Genomic DNA, 17,982 nt, shown 5'->3' with positions numbered 1-17,982 from the left:
CCCTTCAATTTAAACGCTCAATACGTTTCGCCCCGTATTGATAAACGAAACCGATACTAAATATTATGCTTACGACTAATAAAATTCCCGTCATCATGAAATCTTTCGTCGCAAGGGCGAATATAACTGTAAATATCACGCTACCGATAATAAGGATTACATTTAATAAAGTAAGAAAATCTTTCTTCTTCTCTTCTCCCCCGACTGGATACAAATCAAGCCAAATCTTCATGCGGTGATGCTTCCATAAAGTTAATAGCTGATAACCGATTAAGTATAGGAAAATAAGGCTTACGATAAATCGTCCATATAAAAACGGAATGAAGTACAAAATAACTCCGCCAAGAGCAAGCAGACGCACATACAAACCGAAATAGTTACCAGATCGTAAAAACGTTCTCGTATATAAGTATAAATATGTACGCTTTTCACCAATCATTGAAAGAATGAAATCGAGCCATTTTCGACGTGCTACTCTTTCTTTTAATGCTGGTACATCAACGAACATATTCGCGATGCGATACAGCAGCATCATCTTCTTACCCTCTTCAGAAATTAAATACTCCCAGTTTAGCGGCTTTCCCTTCACCATTTGATGCAGCAGCCCAAGGTATAACACCATGAGAAGGATGATTCCGCCAATAAATATAACGGAAGTACGCTCTACAAGGAAGTACACAAATAAGCCGTTTAAAATAAAACGAATGAACCAATCAGCTCTTTGTATATTTTGGTCTGTTAAAAATGATTTTTCCCACGCGACGAATAAGTTCCACGCTTTTACAATGACAAACGCGAGTACAATCCATATGTAAGCCGCTCCTGTTTGCTTCATTTGCTGGAAGTATAACGGGGCAAGCGCTGCCGCTACAATTGCGATTATGTATAACTGAATCATAAACGTAAAAAGAAATGCCTTTGTGAAGTAAGGTTTTAACTTTTCTTCAACTGGCAGCAAGTAAACGAGATCCGCTTCTTTTAATAACGTTTGAATGGATCCGGCCGTTAATATGAGTCCAAGCAACACTGCCATAACGAGCGCCGCCGGAAACGAAGGTGTTAACGTTTGTAACCATTGCTGGTAATAATACGCTCCTGCGCCGATGATAAATACGAAAATAAATTTCAAATGATCATTAAATACGTATTTACTATATGTACGAACTTCTTTTAGAAAGTGACGAAATCGTTCTTTCCATAATGCTGTGCTATTCATAATCTTCTTCCTTCGTTAATGCAATATAAATATCATCTAGCGTTGCACCTGGCATATTAAACTGTGATTGCAGTTCAGATAATGTTCCCTTCGCTCTTACTTCACCTTGATGCAGAATAATGAATGAATCACAATAACGCTCTGCTGTCGCTAAAATATGTGTACTCATTAAAATGCCCGCGCCGCTTTTTTTCATTTGATCCATCATTTGAAGAAGTGATTGAATCGCTAACGGGTCAAGCCCAACGAAAGGTTCGTCCACAATGTAAAGAGATGGTTCCACTAAAAACGCACTCATAATCATTACTTTTTGTTTCATCCCTTTTGAGAAATGAGACGGAAACCATTTTAAACGATTTTTCATGCGAAATTCTTGTAATAGTTGTCCTACACGTTCTTCATATTGTTTTTCATCGACACCGTACGCCATCGCCGTTAACTTCAAATGTTCTTCTAGCGTTAGCTCGTCATATAATACTGGTGTTTCTGGGATGAACGAAAAACTAGAACGGTACGCTGTCATATCGTCACGAATTGTTTTCCCATTAATTGTGACAGTTCCTTTTTTCGGTTCCATTAAACCGATAATATGTTTAATCGTCGTACTTTTACCCGCTCCATTTAAACCGATTAAGCCGACAAGTTCGCCTTTATTCACAGAGAACGAAACATCTTTTAGTACAGGTCGTTTCGTATATCCTCCTGTAACATTTTCTACACGCAATAACTCGCTCATACGACACCACTTTCTTCATTAGTATTCATTCTATATTCATCTTACCAAAAATGGCGCTGTACTACATAGTATCGATGTCTTAAAAAAAATTTTAATTTGTTCGCATATATTTTTACGAAAGCGGACATCATAATTAGTGAAGAAGGAACACATTGAAAAAGCAACCACCAATTGATGAGTAGAACAACATAGTGAAGTCATCATGAAATGGGGTGTCCATGTTGGACAAAGAAATTTACACATAACCAGATCATTTGTTTCATTTTAGAAACGGGGTGTCTCCGAAAGAGCATATACTGTTTTAAAAAATAAACAATTTCCCTTTATAAAGATTGCAATTCATTTCACTTGAAAATGGGGTGTCTACGGCAGAAACTTTAGCCGATTTACCGTGCATTTCTTAAATAAATGAGGTGTCTGCGAAACGTAAATTACGATAATGCTTTTTCAATCCCTCTTCAGAAAACAGGAAGCTGAGTCAGCTTCCTGTTTTTCGTGTTTGTTCTCTTATGTAATTATGGTAAAATACGGCTAAGGATATTCGAAAGGATGAGATTAATGAATCATACAGCGGATAATTGTATTTTTTGTAAAATTATTGACGGGCAAATCCCTTGCTCAAAAGTATACGAAGATGAACATGTGCTTGCATTTTTAGATATTAGTCAAGTAACAAAAGGACATACCCTTGTTATTCCAAAAGTTCACAAACAAGACATTTTTGCGTTAACGCCAGAAATCGCATCACACATTTTTTCTGTCGTTCCGAAAATCGCAAATGCGATTAAAGCAGAGTTTAATCCAGTTGGCTTTAACCTACTTAACAATAACGGTGAAAAAGCTGGACAAACTGTGTTCCACTTCCACCTTCATTTAATTCCACGCTACGGTGAAAACGATGGTTTCGGTGCTGTTTGGAAATCACATCAAAATGAATACACAATGGAAAATTTACAAAACATCGCAAGTACAATTGCAAATAGTGTGAAATAGTGACACTATAATAAGAAGTAATACATAACAAGCCACTTTCCTAAAGTGATTAAATATTGCACGGCTTGTTTCTCCATTCAAGATGCCGGGGAATGTGCACTGCACACTTTTCTTCCCCTTGTCTTAAAGATATGCATATTTTTTCACATCATGAATACGAACAAAAAATAAGGAGGTCTCCTTTTATGTCAAAAGCTAAATCCTTTATTACAGGTGTCATTTGCGGCGGAGCAGTTGCTGGATTAGCCGTTCTTTTCTCTACTCCTTCTTCTGGCAAAGCTATGCGCGGTAAGCTGAAAGAAAAAGGAAATGATATTAAAAAGACTTTAGCTGATATTACAGCTGATACAAAATTATTAAAACGTCAAATCGTTGAAACTGCTTCAGAAGGTAAAGAAGTGTTTCAAGAATTAAAAGACGATATGCAAGACACGCTTTCTAACTGGAAGCAAGATATTTCTCAAAACAAACGACATATTGAGCAAGAGATTTTGGACATTCAAAAATCAATTGAAAAACTACAAGAAGCTGTTCCTGAAAAGGCGTAAACAAATTCCTGCTTAGTTTTTTGCATATAACAAATATTTTTTATATAAATTGACCTTAACACGGCATATCACACAGATATGCCGTGTTTTTATGCATTTACAATATATGTTATCACTTAACATGTAAGGACAACACATGTATTCACGACTCATAAAACGCTTCCATAGTTATGCATGATTTGTATAGAATGTCATTTTTCCAAAAAATTTTCACAATTCTCACAAAAAGACTTTATTAATTTTTATTTTACTGGCATAATAGATAGTAATGAAAAAGAATGTTAAAGTGGGTGAGTAAATGAAAAGTGGAGAAAAAGATTACTCGGTAAAAGAAGCGATGATTTTCAGCCAACGCATTGCTCAATTATCGAAAGCGTTATGGAAATGTGTAGAGAAAGATTGGCAACAGTGGATTAAGCCTTACGATTTAAACATTAATGAGCATCATATTTTATCAATCGCTTATCATTTAAAAGGGGCTTCTATTTCTGAGATTGCTAAGTTTGGAGTTATGCACGTATCAACGGCGTTTAACTTCTCAAAAAAACTGGAAGAACGCGGCTATCTTGTATTCTCGAAAAAAGAAGATGATAAACGAAATACGTACATTGAGATTACAGACAAAGGGGAAGAATTACTACTTCGCTTAATGGAGGAGTATGACCCTGAAAATAACTCTGTATTTAATGGGGCTCTTGCACTTCGTAATTTCTATGGTAAGTTCCCAGAAAATATCGAACTTATCGCTATCTTGCGCAACATTTACGGACAAGACTTCATCGATATTTTTGAGAAATCATTAGAGAATATTGAGGAGAATTTTACGGAATCCGATCAGAAGTTAGTTAAGAAGTAATCTATTTATTTTTTCGCAATCATGCTTAAGAATTCATTCATAAGCGGCTTAAATAAACCTTGTTTTGCTAGCGCTTCCGCAGTTTCGTGTACTTCGAGCTGATGTGGAAGCGCTTTTTCAAATTGATCTAACAGCGCATCGAACAAAAGAAGCCCTTCTGCTTTCTCCACTACATATTGCTCGTTCAGCATTTCACAAAGATTTAGTATACGTTCAATATCTTTTTTACGAGCTTTTTTCTTTATGATTAAAGAATAAAATGGACACTTTTCTTCATCAATCATTTTAAATAGTAGGTCTACGTAGTATTCAGCTTGTTCTAATCTTCTAACAACGTCCATTTTCTCCCTCTCTTTCTAACACAAAGTCTTCTATTTCTGAATTTTATAACACGAACAAAATATCGTATGATACAATATATAAAGTATATGTATTTTAGCCAAAAGGAGGTCTCGCCTCATGACACTTATAACAGTTGTTTTTGTCGCATTCGCACTTCTTGTTATATTTTACACGAATTTCATGACACATACACTGTGTGAACGAAAACAAATAGCTGCGAGCCGCCAACCCGGTGTCTTTCGGGTTATTAATGTATGTATAACAATTTTATTAATTTCTAGTTATATAGAAATTATATTTCATGGAAAGTGAGGAAGGAAAGCCCCTTCCTCACTTTTTTCCTCTATAAGCAAATTATACCTACTATAACCAATAAAATAAACAGTACAAGTAATAAAATAAGTTGAGAATTCATCCCCATTCCCCCTCCTCTTTTCTGTATATGCGGCATATGCCCAATATGGAACACCTTCAAAATCTGACACGTACTGGTTAATTTTTCTTTATCAATATGAAATCGAGTCGAAATATGATATATTAAATTCTGTACATATTGCTTATACTATGAAATAAATGACACGCATCTTAACTTTATCCTAAAGCCTCGGTAAGCCCTGTTAAGCGCGCTTTACCAATATAGAAAGCAAAAGTATCAGTGAGACTTAATCGGGCTCTTATGAAGTAAAATTCATTGGTATAGGATAAATTAAAAATACATAATAGTAGGAGTGTTTATCGAATGAAGAAAGCTATGCTTGCCTTAGCCGCAACAAGTGTAATCGCATTATCAGCATGTGGAACAGGATCATCAGACAAAATCGTTACATCTAAAGCTGGTGACATTACAAAAGAAGAATTCTACGAGCAAATGAAAACACAAGCTGGTAAACAAGTACTAAATAGCATGGTTATGGAAAAAGTACTTATTAAAAACTACAAAGTTGACGACAAAGAAGTAGACAAAAAGTACGATGAAGTGAAAAAACAATACGGTGATCAATTTGATACACTATTAAAACAACAAGGTATTAAAGAAGAAACTTTTAAAAATGGTGTGCGCGCTTCAATAGCTCAAGAAAAAGCTATTGAGAAAACAATCACTGATAAAGAATTAAAAGATAACTACAAGCCTGAAATTAAAGCAAGCCACATTCTTGTAAAAGATGAAGCAACTGCTAAAAAAGTTAAAGAAGAACTTGGACAAGGTAAATCTTTCGAAGAGTTAGCAAAACAATACTCTGAAGATACTGGTTCAAAAGAAAAAGGTGGAGACTTAGGATTCTTCGGCGCTGGTAAAATGGTTAAAGAATTCGAAGATGCTGCTTACAAACTAAAAAAAGATGAAGTAAGCGAGCCTGTGAAATCACAATTCGGTTACCACATCATTAAAGTAACAGACATTAAAGAACCAGAAAAATCATTCGAACAATCAAAAGATGAAATCAAAAAAGAAATCGTTCAGAAGAAATTACAAGACGGCGAATTCATGAATGATCTTATGATGAAAGAAATCAAAAAAGCTGACGTAAAAATTGACGATAAAGATTTAAAAGATCTTTTCAAAGAGACAAAAGCTGATGAAAAGAAAGACGAAAAGAAATAATGAATTAAAAAAAAGCTTGGGCTTCGGCCCAAGCTTTTTACTTAATATCCGTTTCTTCGATTTTCATCAAATTGTCACGAGTTAAATTTACACCTCGTAAACGTACTGCTTGATTTCGTTTTGTTTCCTCATATACATTACGTACATATCTTCCGTTACCAAACTGTTCTGCTGTTCGAGCTATTTCAGCCTTCTCTCGAAGTTTCTCATAAGCAGCCTCTGTTAACTCATATCCGTTCTCTTTAAACATTTTCTCTCCCATTTGCAGTAGCTCATCAACACTATAATCTTTAAATTCAATTCTATTTGGAATACGTGACCTCAGTCCTGGATTTGTATTTAAAAACCCTTCCATTTCATCCGTATAACCAGCAAGAATTACGATTAAATCTTCACGATGGTCTTCCATCGCTTTTAATAACGTATCAATCGCTTCCTTCCCAAAACCATGGCTAGTATTTACATCTTTAGCTAGAGCGTAAGCTTCATCAATAAATAGCACTCCACCAAGGGCCGATTGAATCACTTCTTTTGTTTTTATAGCCGTTTGACCTACATATCCAGCAACAAGACCCGAACGATCTACTTCAATTACCTTATTAGAAGAGAGAATTCCTAGATGATAAAGTAACTCTGCCACAACTCTTGCTACAGTCGTTTTTCCTGTTCCTGGATTACCAGTGAAGATCATATGTAATGCAGATCCTTCATCTACTGGCAAACCTAAGTTTTTCCTTGTTTGTGTAATTCGAATTTGATCTTGTAAACTTCTCATAAAGTCTTTCACTTCATTCAATCCAATAATTGCTTGTAAATGTTCTTCTAATTGGAATTCCGCAGTTGCATTATTTTGTTCCTTCTCAAAATCTTCAGGAAGTAAAGTAACCATTTCATTTTCATCTAGAATTCCTTCATTTACAATCCGATTATCTAACTCTCTCTTAGCTTTCTCAATCACATTTCGTACCAATCTTCCATTTCCTGCATCGGCTTTCAAGCGTTTAACCTCTCTTGCAAGCACTTTCGACAACGGTGCAATTGACTCCTCTGCTAATACCAGTCCTTCTTTTTCTGTCGTTACCTTTGCAATCTCTACTAATTCAGCAACCGAATAATCCTGGAAATATACATCATTCGGGAATCGAGACTTCAGACCTGAGTTCGCTTGTAAAAAGTCCTGCATTTCTTTCTCGTATCCAGCTAGTATAACGATAACGCTATCTCGATGATCTTCCACTAGTTTTACTAATGTATCAATCGCTTCTCTACCAACATTATCAGTACTCAACGCATATGCTTCATCTATAAACAGTACTCCACCAAGCGCAGACATAAATACTTCTCTTACCTTCTCAGGCGTTTGACCAGCGTAAGGAGAAATAAGATTACTCTTATCCACCTCAACCAATTTACCGCTTTTTAAAACCCCCATTCTCTTTAGTAAATCACCAACTACACGAGCTACAGTCGTTTTTCCTGTCCCTGGATTCCCGGTGAAAATCATATTTAAATTTTGAGAAGACTTCTGCCTAATCCCAACGCTTTGGCGAAGTTGCTGGGCAATTAGTTGTTTTTCTAATGAACGGACGAAATCTTTTATGTCTGTTAATCCAACAATCGTTTCTAGTTCTTTTTCTAAATCAAAATCTTTATCTCTTTTATCTATGAGAAAATCTGCTGCTTTAAAAGTAATAAGTTCTGTGGAATCCGTATATTCGTATTCACCTTTACTAATTCGTGCTGACTGTCTACGAATCCCTTCCTCCACAATATTTCTAATCATTCTTCCGTTTCCTGATTCTGCGGAAGATAGCTGCATTTCAGATTCTACTCTTTCCACTAAAGCCTCTCTTGCCTCTTCTGTTAAAATGAATTCTCTTCCTTTAATCATGCTTTCTCCAATCGTAACAAGCTCCTGTAGAGAGTAATCTTTGAAGTCAACATTTAAAGGGAATCGAGATTTCAGGCCTGAATTTGTTTTGAGGAATTCTTTCATTTCCTTCTCATACCCAGCTAGTATAACGATTATATTCTCTCGATGATCTTCCATAAGTTTTACAATTGTATCGATTGCTTCTTTTCCATAACTATCAGTAGCTAACGCATACGCTTCATCTATAAATAAAATCCCGCCTAAAGCAGACATAAATTTGTCAGTTGTTTTCGGTGCTGTTTCTCCTACATACCGTCCAACAAGCCCACCTCGATCAACTTCGACAAAATGTCCAGATTTTAAAATCCCCATCTCTTTCATCATTGTCCCTAATAATCTAGCGACAGTTGTTTTACCAGTTCCAGGGTTACCAGTAAAGATCATATTCAAACTTTGATTCATCGTAGAGTGTAATCCAGCAGTCTTCCTTTTCTTTTGCGCTACAAGCTGAAGTTCCATCTCCCTCATAAATTCTTTCACTTGATCGAGGCCAATGATTTTATCTAATTCAGCGTTTAAGTCAAATGTATTTTCGGCACCTAATCCAAAATCTTCTTTCGTTAACATATTTAATTCTTCATCACTTAAAAGTTTTAAAGCTCCACCAGAACCTTTAAGTCGAACTGATTGCTCTGCTATAGCTTTCTCAACAATATTTCTTGCCAATCGTCCATTTCCAGAATCATTTTTTCCGGGTATTTGTTTTCTCGTAAATTCTTCAATCAAATCATCTTTCAAATCATCTTCAATAGTAAACCCTTCACTTTCTACAATTTTTTCAGAAATCATGAAAAGTTCTTCAGATGTATAATCCGGAAAATCTATATGATTATTAAATCTAGATTGCAGGCCTGGATTCGTCTTTAAAAAACCGTCCATTTCATCCTTATATCCAGCAAGAATTACAACTAAATCTTCTCGAAGGTCTTCCATTCCTTTAACTATAGTGTCAATGGCTTCTTTCCCAAAATCATTTCCTCCACCTCTAGCTAAGGAATATGCTTCGTCGATAAATAAAACCCCGCCTTTTGCAGAATCAATCACAGCTTGTGTTTTTGGTGCTGTATGTCCTATATATTGACCGACTAAAAGAGATCGATCTACTTCCACTAAATGACCGCTTGATAAATAACCTAAAGCCTTTAAGTATTTCGATACTAATCGTGCGATAGTAGTCTTACCCGTACCTGGGTTTCCTGTAAAGATAAAATTCATCGTTAAACGCGTTTGTTTCGACCCGCGAGATTGTCTAATCTTTTGTAATGCCAAAAACTCTTCCAACTGAAAAACTCTTTCTTTCACTGCATTTAAACCAATAACTTTTTCAAATTCTTTTTTAATATTTTCTAAATTTTCTGCCCCCGCTTTTTTACGAGTAACTTGTATTTTCTCCACACCATCATCTAAATATAATTCATCTGATGCTGTAAGCTGATAAATGATACCGGGTTCTACTTTTCCCGATATGCGTAAATTTGTAATAGATTGATAAATATCATCTTCTATATAACTCTTAATTCCGTGTACACCCATTGCTAAATTGGCTTTCTCAACAATAAAGTCAGATACACCATGTGTGTAGTTCATATTCACTTGTAATTTCGTATGAATACGTTTTTGGTATTTTTTCAAATAACGATCTGATATTTTTATTAAAGTACGGGGCGGTAATACAGACGTTTGCGGATAATCTACTATTTTCTCTAATACAGTAGCTGGGAACATTGTACGAATATCTTTCAAATCTTTTTCGGTAGATAAAATAATTAACTTATTTTCTATTTGAATTGAATCAATGCTTTTCTCCGCTAAACTGCTATATGTTTTTTCGAGCGTTTGCCAATTTGCATTGTAAATATAGCGATCCTTCAACTTAATTTTTCCATCCATAATTAATTCTGATAACTTAGAAATTAAATTAGGCGGACATTTATCGATATTATCAAAGTACAGTACATCTGATTTAGACTTGATTCCTCTATATACATCTGATAAAAAAGTACTTTCAATATCTGACGCTCCAAGCGAACTGCTAATATCGATATAGTGTACATCTGGTTGTTCATATAAATCATACTCATTCATAATCGCTGTTAAATATTTTACGGATTTATATATACCTGTACCTTTTCGACCAGAGACAAAAATAATATTTTTTAAGTTCGCATCTGGACGTTCGTAAATAAAGCTTCTCATATAACCCGTACATAACTGATCGATAAACTCTTCCTGACCGAGTATATAGCTATTTAAACGTTTTTTCCCATCTTCAAATACCCTTTTATACTTATCGATTTCGTTGTTACGATTTTGCTCCTCCGTATTGGAATCATAATTCGGGTCTCTTCTTCTTTGCTGCTTATATTCCTCTTTAGGAGGTTGCTTCATATCTACTCCTTGAGCTTGTAGCATTAACTCACGGAATCGATCAGCCCAAGAGGAATTCGGATTTCTCATCAAAAATTTCTTACAACACTTTATGCATTGCGCTTCCATTTCTGACTGTAAAAGAGCTTTCGCATAGTAATACTCTAATTCTTCACTCTTTCCGCTTTTCAACGCCTGTTCAAAATATGTAATTGCTTGTTGCACATGTTTTTTTTCAAACAGATAAGCTTGTCCAATTCTAAAATTCGCTTCATGGTACGATGCATCTTGACTTAAAACTTTGTTGAAATAAAATCTAGATTTCTCGTAGTTTTCCTGTTTTAAATATAATTTTCCTAACCCCATTAACGTAGTAATATCTGCTTCACCTAAATTATATGCACTTAGAAGCAATGTTTCTGCTTGATTAAGTTCATTCAATTCTACGTAAGTTATCCCTAAATACACCATGTATTCACTATTGCTCTCGTCTAATGATAATGCTTTTTCAAAATACATTTTTGCCTTATCATAATTTCGATTATGTAAAAATAACAATCCGGCTAAATAAAATAACCCTGGATGATCAGGATATTTCGCAAGTAATCCCTCAATTTGAGTCAATGCTTTTGACAATTCTCCTGAATGGACATTTGCTTCAAATAATGATTTAAAAGCCAAAAACTCTTCTTTGTTATATAAATTTGTCGTTGACATTGTATCCCTCCTATAAAGCAATTAAAGATTTATGAATAAAGAAAACTCCTATATAGGAGTTTTCAAAGTGTTTCATCATCTTCTACCAAATACAACCGCTATGGCGGTTAAAATACTTCGATTTCGCTTCTCTCTTTGGCCCGTATGAACTTCTTTATTATCAAGCCAAACTGGAATTCTACTAATTTTCCAAACAAAATAAAGCAAAGCTCCACTAATTACTAAACTAATAAATGAGAAAGAAAATAGTGCATTTAAGAACCATATTGCTGGAATAAATCCTAAACCAACAAAACGTCCTACAAGGAACTTTGTTTGTAATGCTTTTTCACCTAAATCAATAAATGTTTGAATGAATCCAAGTAAATCTCTATCTGTCGCATAAATCTTAGCTTCTCTTAATAAGATTAGTCCTTGTTCAGCGCTCTCTTGAGAAATATAGCTATAATAAGTCTCACCATTACTCTCTTGAGCATATAGCATCGATAAACACTTATAATAGTAATTATAAGCTAATTCATTACCTAAACTTGGGTCTTTCCCATATGTTTCAATTAATTGATGTAAAATATCAATCGCTTGATCATAATTATCTCTATATCTTGCGATTACTGCCATTCTGAAACGATATGCTCGCTCGTTCGGGTTAATACTTAATGCTTGTTGAGTTAATCTTTCAACATGATCTAATCGCTCTTCAAAGCTTAATTTCGGATGGTCGAAATACACATCAGATAAATCATAATAGAATACATCGTTATTTGTTTCGATGTCCATCGCTTTTCTATACTCATAAATCGCATCATCATACTCATTCCACATATAATGCGCTCTCGCTAATATCGCCCATCCATGTGCGTTAGCTCCATAATCTTCAGTGACTTTTTTTCCTACAACAATCGCATCTGCAATTCTGCCTTCTTCTAGTAGGCTCCATGCATAATCTATTAATTCTTGTGCAGTAGATTCTGTTGTATTATCAAACTGTTCTTGTTGATTCGTATTCACTTCAGGTTCAGAACCTTCTAGCATACGGTTATACTCACTTCTCTTCGCTTCATCCAAAAGGATTACCTCAGCTTCAGCAAGAATCTCAACTTTTCGTTCTGCTTCCTGTCTACGCTTTAAATCAGGTGCATTTGTTCTCCCTAACCATTTTCGCTGCGCCTCAGTTAACTTCTCTTTCAGCTCACTTGCTCCAATATTCGGATCGACCTGCAGCAATTCATAATAATTCTCCAAAGGTTAAACACCCCTATCCGTATAAAATACATCAAAAAAAATCGTTATTCTACTGAAATTCCTGCTAATTTTTCAGCTTTTTGTTCAATTGCCGCTTCTGTTAAATTTGATTTTCTTTCAATTTGCATTTCACCTAAATGTTGACCAGTATTTTCATCTTTTCCATAAACGTGTACAACGCCATTTTCATCATATGTAAAAATGAAGCGAACTGGGTATCCTTGTGGTTTTGGTCCTCTTAAATCTAGATTCGATTCACCAATAATTTTTACAAAATCAGGGTCACTGTCTTCCCCTTCTGTTACTTGAACGCGAAGAGATGTTTGCCCCTCATCAACTGTGTAAAACACAGCTTCTTTACTAGTTGGAATTGGTGTATTTCGAACAATCATTTTTTGGTTAATGTCTCTACCAGTGTTATGATCAACAAGTAACATCCCTAAACTATGCGAGTTTACATCTACTACTCTCGTTTTCGGTTTAAACTCTTCTGCATTGTTAGACGCTTCATTATCTACTTGTAATAAACTTCCTTGAATAGCAGCTCCTAATGCAACTACTTCATCAGGGTTAACATCTTTTGAAGGCTTAATTCCTGTTGTACGTTCAATTAAATCTGAAACAGCTGGAACTCTTGTCGAACCGCCAACAAGTACAATCTTATCAATGTCTTCCCAAGCTAAATCAGCATCTATTAAAACATTCTTCATAATTAAAGCAGTACGACTTAAAAGAGGTGAAAGAAGCTCATCAAATTTTTCTTTTGTCACTTCAACTTTTACTGTACGCCCTTGAGATGAAAGTGTAATAACCGATTTTTTACGAGATGATAGCATTTTTTTACAAGCTTCAGCTTTTTCACGTAAATCTTGTACTGCATTTAAATCATCATATAAATCTAATCCATGCTCTTCTTCAAATTTCTGCTCTACTAATTCAAAGATTTTGTTATCAAAATCGAAACCGCCTAAGTTACGATCTCCCCCAGTAGCCTTAACAACTACTTCATCTTGATTTAGTTGTATCAGCGTCACGTCAAATGTACCTCCGCCTAAATCGTACACCATTACATTCTGCTTTTGCTCACGATTCGCTAAACCATATGCTAATGCAGCAGCCGTCGGTTCGTTAATTACCTTAAGTACTTGTAAGCCAGCAATTCTCCCAGCATCTTGCGTTGCTTTTCTTTGCGCATCATCGAAATATGCTGGTACTGTAATAACAGCTTTCGTCACTTTAGCGCCTATTGCTTCTTCTGCATCTTCTTTTAAACGTTTTAAAATAAGAGCCGAAAGATCCTCAGGTGTAAATACCTCTCCACCTATCGGGAATTTATAACTTGCATTTCCCATCTGTCTCTTCACAAATTGAACAGTATTTGTTGGGTCTGATACAGAAATACTTTTTGCAGTTGAACCTATAACAGGTGATCCATCTTCAAAAAATATAACTGATGGAGTAACTCTTTCTCCCTCACGGTTTGGCAGAATTGTTGGGTTTCCACTATCATCTATGTATGCCACCGCCGAGTTGGTTGTTCCTAAATCGATACCAATAATCACCTAATCAGCTCCTCAATATCCTTTTTTCACTACATATTGTTATAACAAATAAGATAAATCTAACATTTTTTTCACAAATTTACCATAAACACGACTCATTAATTATAATAAATAGTTAAAAAAGTTCCGTCAATGAAAATTTCCCTTAATTTAACTACATCATTTTATGTATATTTTATACCTTCTACAACCATTTTTGTTGTGTTTTTTTTCAGAAAAATCATAAAATATTTTCTGATATAAAAATAAGGTGGCTTTAGTAAGCACACTACAAGCCACCTTAACTACAAATATATTAAATTTTTTCATCTACAATGCGAATCATAAAGTACTCAACAAGCGACTCAATTGTTAGAAACTTAGTCCCAACTTCGTTCAAATCCATTTCAAAGTTCAGCTCGAAAATATCATGTAATTCAATAAGAGCTGAAATGAACATCCCTACATCCCCAGTGTATTCAACAGGGGATCCATCTATCTTCAACTCTTCTACTGGCTTTAATCCTTTTTCCGAAATCACCGCTAATACCGATGCAATTACAGATTGTATTAAATTCTCTTTTATTGTTTTTAATGTTGACATTTTATCCACCTCATAAATATTTTATTAAACTACTATCTTTTTCGCTTATACAACAGTTTTCCTAATTTAATAGTCAGGCGAGGGATAGCAAAAGTAGCACACGTAACGTGACGGCCCACATTTTTAGCTTCTTCTCCCAGCCCTTTTGCAAATTCTCTCGTAAATTCTTTTCTTCTAATTAATTCCTTATAATGCGCCATGGCATTTTTCCATTGCTCTACAAATGTATCTCCTTCACCATTTTCCTTCCCTTCCTCAACACGTGTACGAACGTGACGAAGAAACGAAAAAACTTCTCCTAATATCAATTCCGTTACTTCACTTGCAAGTTCATCTATAGTTTCTTCTATTCCCTCTTGTAATGTTTCACTTATTTCTTCTGGAATTTCATCTACACCAAGTTTACCTTTCACATAATGATCTACCGATTCTGCAAGTATACTATCGTTTCCTTGTAGCGACTCCATAAGGTCACTTACTTCTACATCAGCTTCTATTTCTTCGGTAAACTTATTTATCGTGTCCTCTGTCTCGGTTGACAATAATCCTGGTGTCGCCTCTGCAAATTGCTTTTCAACATCTTCCCAGCCATCTAAATATAATTTACTAGATATTTTCTCTCCAAGATTATCAATAAATATTCCTCTAAGTGTTGTATCAACCTCCACTTGTAACACTTCTTCTACAATACATTCTTTCACATAAGCTTCCGCCGCCAAGTCAATCACTGTATCCCTAACTTCTTGTATACTTTCCTTTTTTAATTCTTCTTTCTCTTTTCTTCTAGCCGTCTCCAAACCAATTTCTTCCTGCAGTTCTGCTACCAATTTTTTATAATCGGTCTCCTCAACACTTTCAATTTCAGCACTCATTTGATCGAAGAAAGATGGTGGAAGCTGCTCTTCATAATTAATTGAATCATCCGTCTCTACTTGATTCTCTATCTCCTCTCTTTCTATTTCTCTAACCTTTTTTGTATCATCTTTTTTCTCAGAATCCTTATCATCCACTTCATCAAATAACCCTGGTGTGTCCATATATTTAATAAGATACATTCTTCCATCTTCAAACAGATGTCTCGTTTCTCTCTGAATACCTTTTATATTATAATCCCACCATGCTTTTGGACTCTTATTAGCTGCCTCTAGCTGCGCTTTAAAACTACTTATTATCGTATTTGCTTCACCAGCTTCTCTCCATTTTTTATCACGTGCTTCCAAAATATCTCTTGCATCAGCTAACGGTTTATACTTATCAATGATTTTATTCGCTACTTTCATGCTATCTTCATAAACTGTTTTTATTTCTCTACTAAACTCTTCTTTATTATATTTAAACCATTCTGCCGGACCTTGCTTTATCGCTTCTATTTGTGCTTTAATACTACCTTTCAATGTGTACTTTTCGTCTCCAGACTCACTCCATATTTTCTCGCGTTCTATGGCAACTTCTTTTATAGAAAATAGTATTTTATTACCTTCTATCATTTTATTTGCTACTTTCATACTATCTTCATACACATTTTTTATTTCTTTACTAAACTCTTCTTTGTTATATTTCAACCACGCTTTCGGACCTTCTTTTGCCGCATCGATTTGTGCCTTCACACTATTTTTACACATTTCCAATAGCGTTGCGCCCTCGCCATCTTCTATTCGCTTTTCATGTCGCTCTCTCAATGATACTTTTGCATTTGCTATTACCTTATAAGCATCAGTAATTTTATCCGCTATTTTCACGCCGTCTTCATACACATTTTTTATTTCTTTACTAAACTCTTCTTTGTTATATTTCAGCCACGCTTCCGGACCTTCTTTTGCTGCATCGATTTGTGCCCCCACGCTATTTTTACACATTTCTAATAGCGTTGCGCCTTCACCAGCTTCTATCCGTTTTTGATGTCGCTCTTCCAGTGACACTTTTATATTTTTTAACGTTTGATAATTGTCGGTGATTTTATCCGCCATTTTTGCACAATCTTCATACGCAGTTTTTATCTCTTTACTAAACTCTTTCTTATTATACTCCCACCATGCTTTTGGCCCTTGTTTTGCGGCTTCTATTTGCGCCTCAATACTACTTTTTAATGTGTATTTTCCTTCGCCAGCTTCATTCCATTTTTTATTCCGCTCTTCCAGTACTTCTTTTATAGGACCTAGTATTTTATTATTTTCAATTACTTTATTCGCTAACTTCATTCCATCTTCATACACATGCTTTATCTCTTTACTAAACTCTTCTTTGTTATATTTCAACCACGCTTTCGGACCTTCTTTTGCCGCACCGATTTGTGCTTGTATGGCATTCTTCCACATTTCTTTAAAACTATCACCATAGCCAGCTTCTATCCAAGCATCTTTTCTTTCTTTTAAAATTTGTCCAATCGTTCGTTGATCTATCTCTTTCTTTTTCTGATCAAACAATTCATCTAAATTGAATCCCGATTCTTCTTCTGTCTCACTTCTCGGCTCAAACTCTTTTTTAACAGTTTCTTCTCTTAGACTTTCCGACGAATCAGTTCCTTCTATATTCTCTCTTGTCTCAGAGGGATTCTCATCCTCTTGCACTTCTTGTTCCGTTGGTTCTTCCGTCTGATCAAGTTTCTTTTCTTCATTTATTTCTTCTTGCTTCAGCGTTTCTTCTACTTGCTCTGGTTTCTTTTCTCCAACTTCTTCCGCCTGTTCAAGTGCCTTGCCCTCATCTGTTTCTTCTTGCTTCGGTGTTTCTTCTACTTGCTCTGGTTTCTTTTCTTCAGCTTCTTCTGTTGGTTCTTCCAACTGATCAAGTTTCTTACCTTCACCTGTTTCTTCTTGCTTCGGCTTTTCTTCTACTTGTTCTGGTTTCTTTTCTCCAACTTCTTCCGTCTGTTCAAGTTTCTTTTCTCCATCTGTTCCTTCTTGCTTCAGCGTTTCTTCTACTTGTTCCGGTTTCTTTTCTTCAGCTTCTTCTGTCGATTCTTCCAACTGATCAAGTTTCTTACCTTCACCTGTTTCTTCTTGTTTCGGCTTTTCTTCTACTTGTTCTGGATTCTTTTCTCCAACTTCTTCCGCCTGTTCAAGTTTCTTGCCTTCTTCTATTTCTTCTTGCTTCGGCGTTTCTTCCACTCGCTCTGGATTCTTTCCTCCAGCTTCTTCCGTCTGTTCAAGTTTCTTGTCTTCTTCCATTTCTTCTTGCTTCAGCGTTTCTTCTACTTGCTCTGGTTTCTTTCCTCCAGCTTCTTCCGTCTGTTCAAGTTTCTTGTCTTCTTCCATTTCTTCTTGCTTCAGCGTTTCTTCTACTTGCTT

The 17,982-nt window shown here is 35.4% G+C and carries 12 protein-coding genes and 1 pseudogene; 5 read left to right on the top strand and 8 right to left on the bottom strand.

Annotated elements, in window-relative coordinates; translation table 11 throughout:
- Positions 1-4: 4 nt before the first annotated feature.
- Together ecsB and ecsA are read right to left on the bottom strand one after the other, a co-directional pair.
- Entirely contained in the window at positions 5-1,216 is a 1,212-nt protein-coding gene (ecsB, locus tag FS742_RS15265) for an ABC transporter permease EcsB (RefSeq protein ID WP_144613358.1), read from the bottom strand.
- Positions 1,209-1,952, bottom strand: coding sequence for an ABC transporter ATP-binding protein EcsA (gene ecsA, locus FS742_RS15260; protein WP_001292603.1), 744 nt, complete (start codon positions 1,950-1,952; stop codon positions 1,209-1,211). The genes ecsB and ecsA overlap by 8 nt, the downstream gene beginning before the upstream one ends.
- 558 nt (positions 1,953-2,510) lie before the next feature.
- On the opposite strand from ecsA, the gene FS742_RS15255 reads away from it, so the two are divergent.
- From FS742_RS15255 to FS742_RS15245, 3 genes are all read left to right on the top strand, one after another.
- On the top strand, positions 2,511-2,945 hold the full coding sequence (locus FS742_RS15255; RefSeq protein WP_001016840.1) for an HIT family protein: 435 nt from the start codon (positions 2,511-2,513) through the stop codon (positions 2,943-2,945).
- A gap of 185 nt (positions 2,946-3,130) precedes the next feature.
- Positions 3,131-3,493, top strand: a complete 363-nt coding sequence (locus FS742_RS15250) for a YtxH domain-containing protein (protein ID WP_000030295.1) — start codon at positions 3,131-3,133, stop codon at positions 3,491-3,493.
- Between the two features lie 298 nt (positions 3,494-3,791).
- Positions 3,792-4,349, top strand: coding sequence for an HTH-type transcriptional regulator Hpr (locus FS742_RS15245; RefSeq protein WP_000834920.1), 558 nt, complete (start codon positions 3,792-3,794; stop codon positions 4,347-4,349).
- 5 nt (positions 4,350-4,354) lie between these two features.
- Here FS742_RS15245 and FS742_RS15240 read toward each other — a convergent pair whose 3' ends face one another.
- The gene (locus FS742_RS15240) at positions 4,355-4,690 is read right to left on the bottom strand and encodes a DUF1878 family protein (protein ID WP_071723760.1); all 336 of its coding nucleotides are present in this window, start codon (positions 4,688-4,690) and stop codon (positions 4,355-4,357) included.
- A 118-nt stretch (positions 4,691-4,808) separates the two neighbouring features.
- Between FS742_RS15240 and FS742_RS15235 the strand changes: the two genes are divergently transcribed.
- Positions 4,809-5,003, top strand: a complete 195-nt coding sequence (locus FS742_RS15235; protein ID WP_000172690.1) for a hypothetical protein — start codon at positions 4,809-4,811, stop codon at positions 5,001-5,003.
- A gap of 427 nt (positions 5,004-5,430) precedes the next feature.
- Positions 5,431-6,294, top strand: a complete 864-nt coding sequence (gene prsA / locus FS742_RS15230; RefSeq protein ID WP_144613356.1) for a peptidylprolyl isomerase PrsA — start codon at positions 5,431-5,433, stop codon at positions 6,292-6,294.
- A 37-nt stretch (positions 6,295-6,331) separates the two neighbouring features.
- Here the strand turns inward: prsA and FS742_RS15225 are convergent, their stop codons facing one another.
- The 5 genes and pseudogenes from FS742_RS15225 to FS742_RS15205 form a co-directional block, all read right to left on the bottom strand.
- Entirely contained in the window at positions 6,332-11,311 is a 4,980-nt protein-coding gene (locus FS742_RS15225) for an AAA family ATPase (RefSeq protein WP_144613354.1), read from the bottom strand.
- Positions 11,312-11,386: 75 nt separating this feature from the next.
- Positions 11,387-12,553: a tetratricopeptide repeat protein gene (locus tag FS742_RS15220; RefSeq protein WP_144613352.1), complete on the bottom strand. Its 1,167-nt coding sequence runs from the start codon at positions 12,551-12,553 to the stop codon at positions 11,387-11,389.
- Positions 12,554-12,597: 44 nt separating this feature from the next.
- Positions 12,598-14,115, bottom strand: coding sequence for an Hsp70 family protein (locus tag FS742_RS15215; protein WP_144613350.1), 1,518 nt, complete (start codon positions 14,113-14,115; stop codon positions 12,598-12,600).
- Positions 14,116-14,410: 295 nt separating this feature from the next.
- Positions 14,411-14,698, bottom strand: coding sequence for a hypothetical protein (locus FS742_RS15210; protein ID WP_144613349.1), 288 nt, complete (start codon positions 14,696-14,698; stop codon positions 14,411-14,413).
- Between the two features lie 32 nt (positions 14,699-14,730).
- Positions 14,731-17,982, bottom strand: a pseudogene (locus tag FS742_RS15205) (hypothetical protein); the annotation flags it as partial.

Source organism: Bacillus cereus, from assembly GCF_007678085.1.
Taxonomy (GTDB): Bacteria; Bacillota; Bacilli; order Bacillales; family Bacillaceae_G; genus Bacillus_A; species Bacillus_A cereus_BE.
The sequence above is the reverse complement of the archived record's forward strand: the minus strand, read 5'-3'. Positions and strand labels throughout refer to the sequence as shown.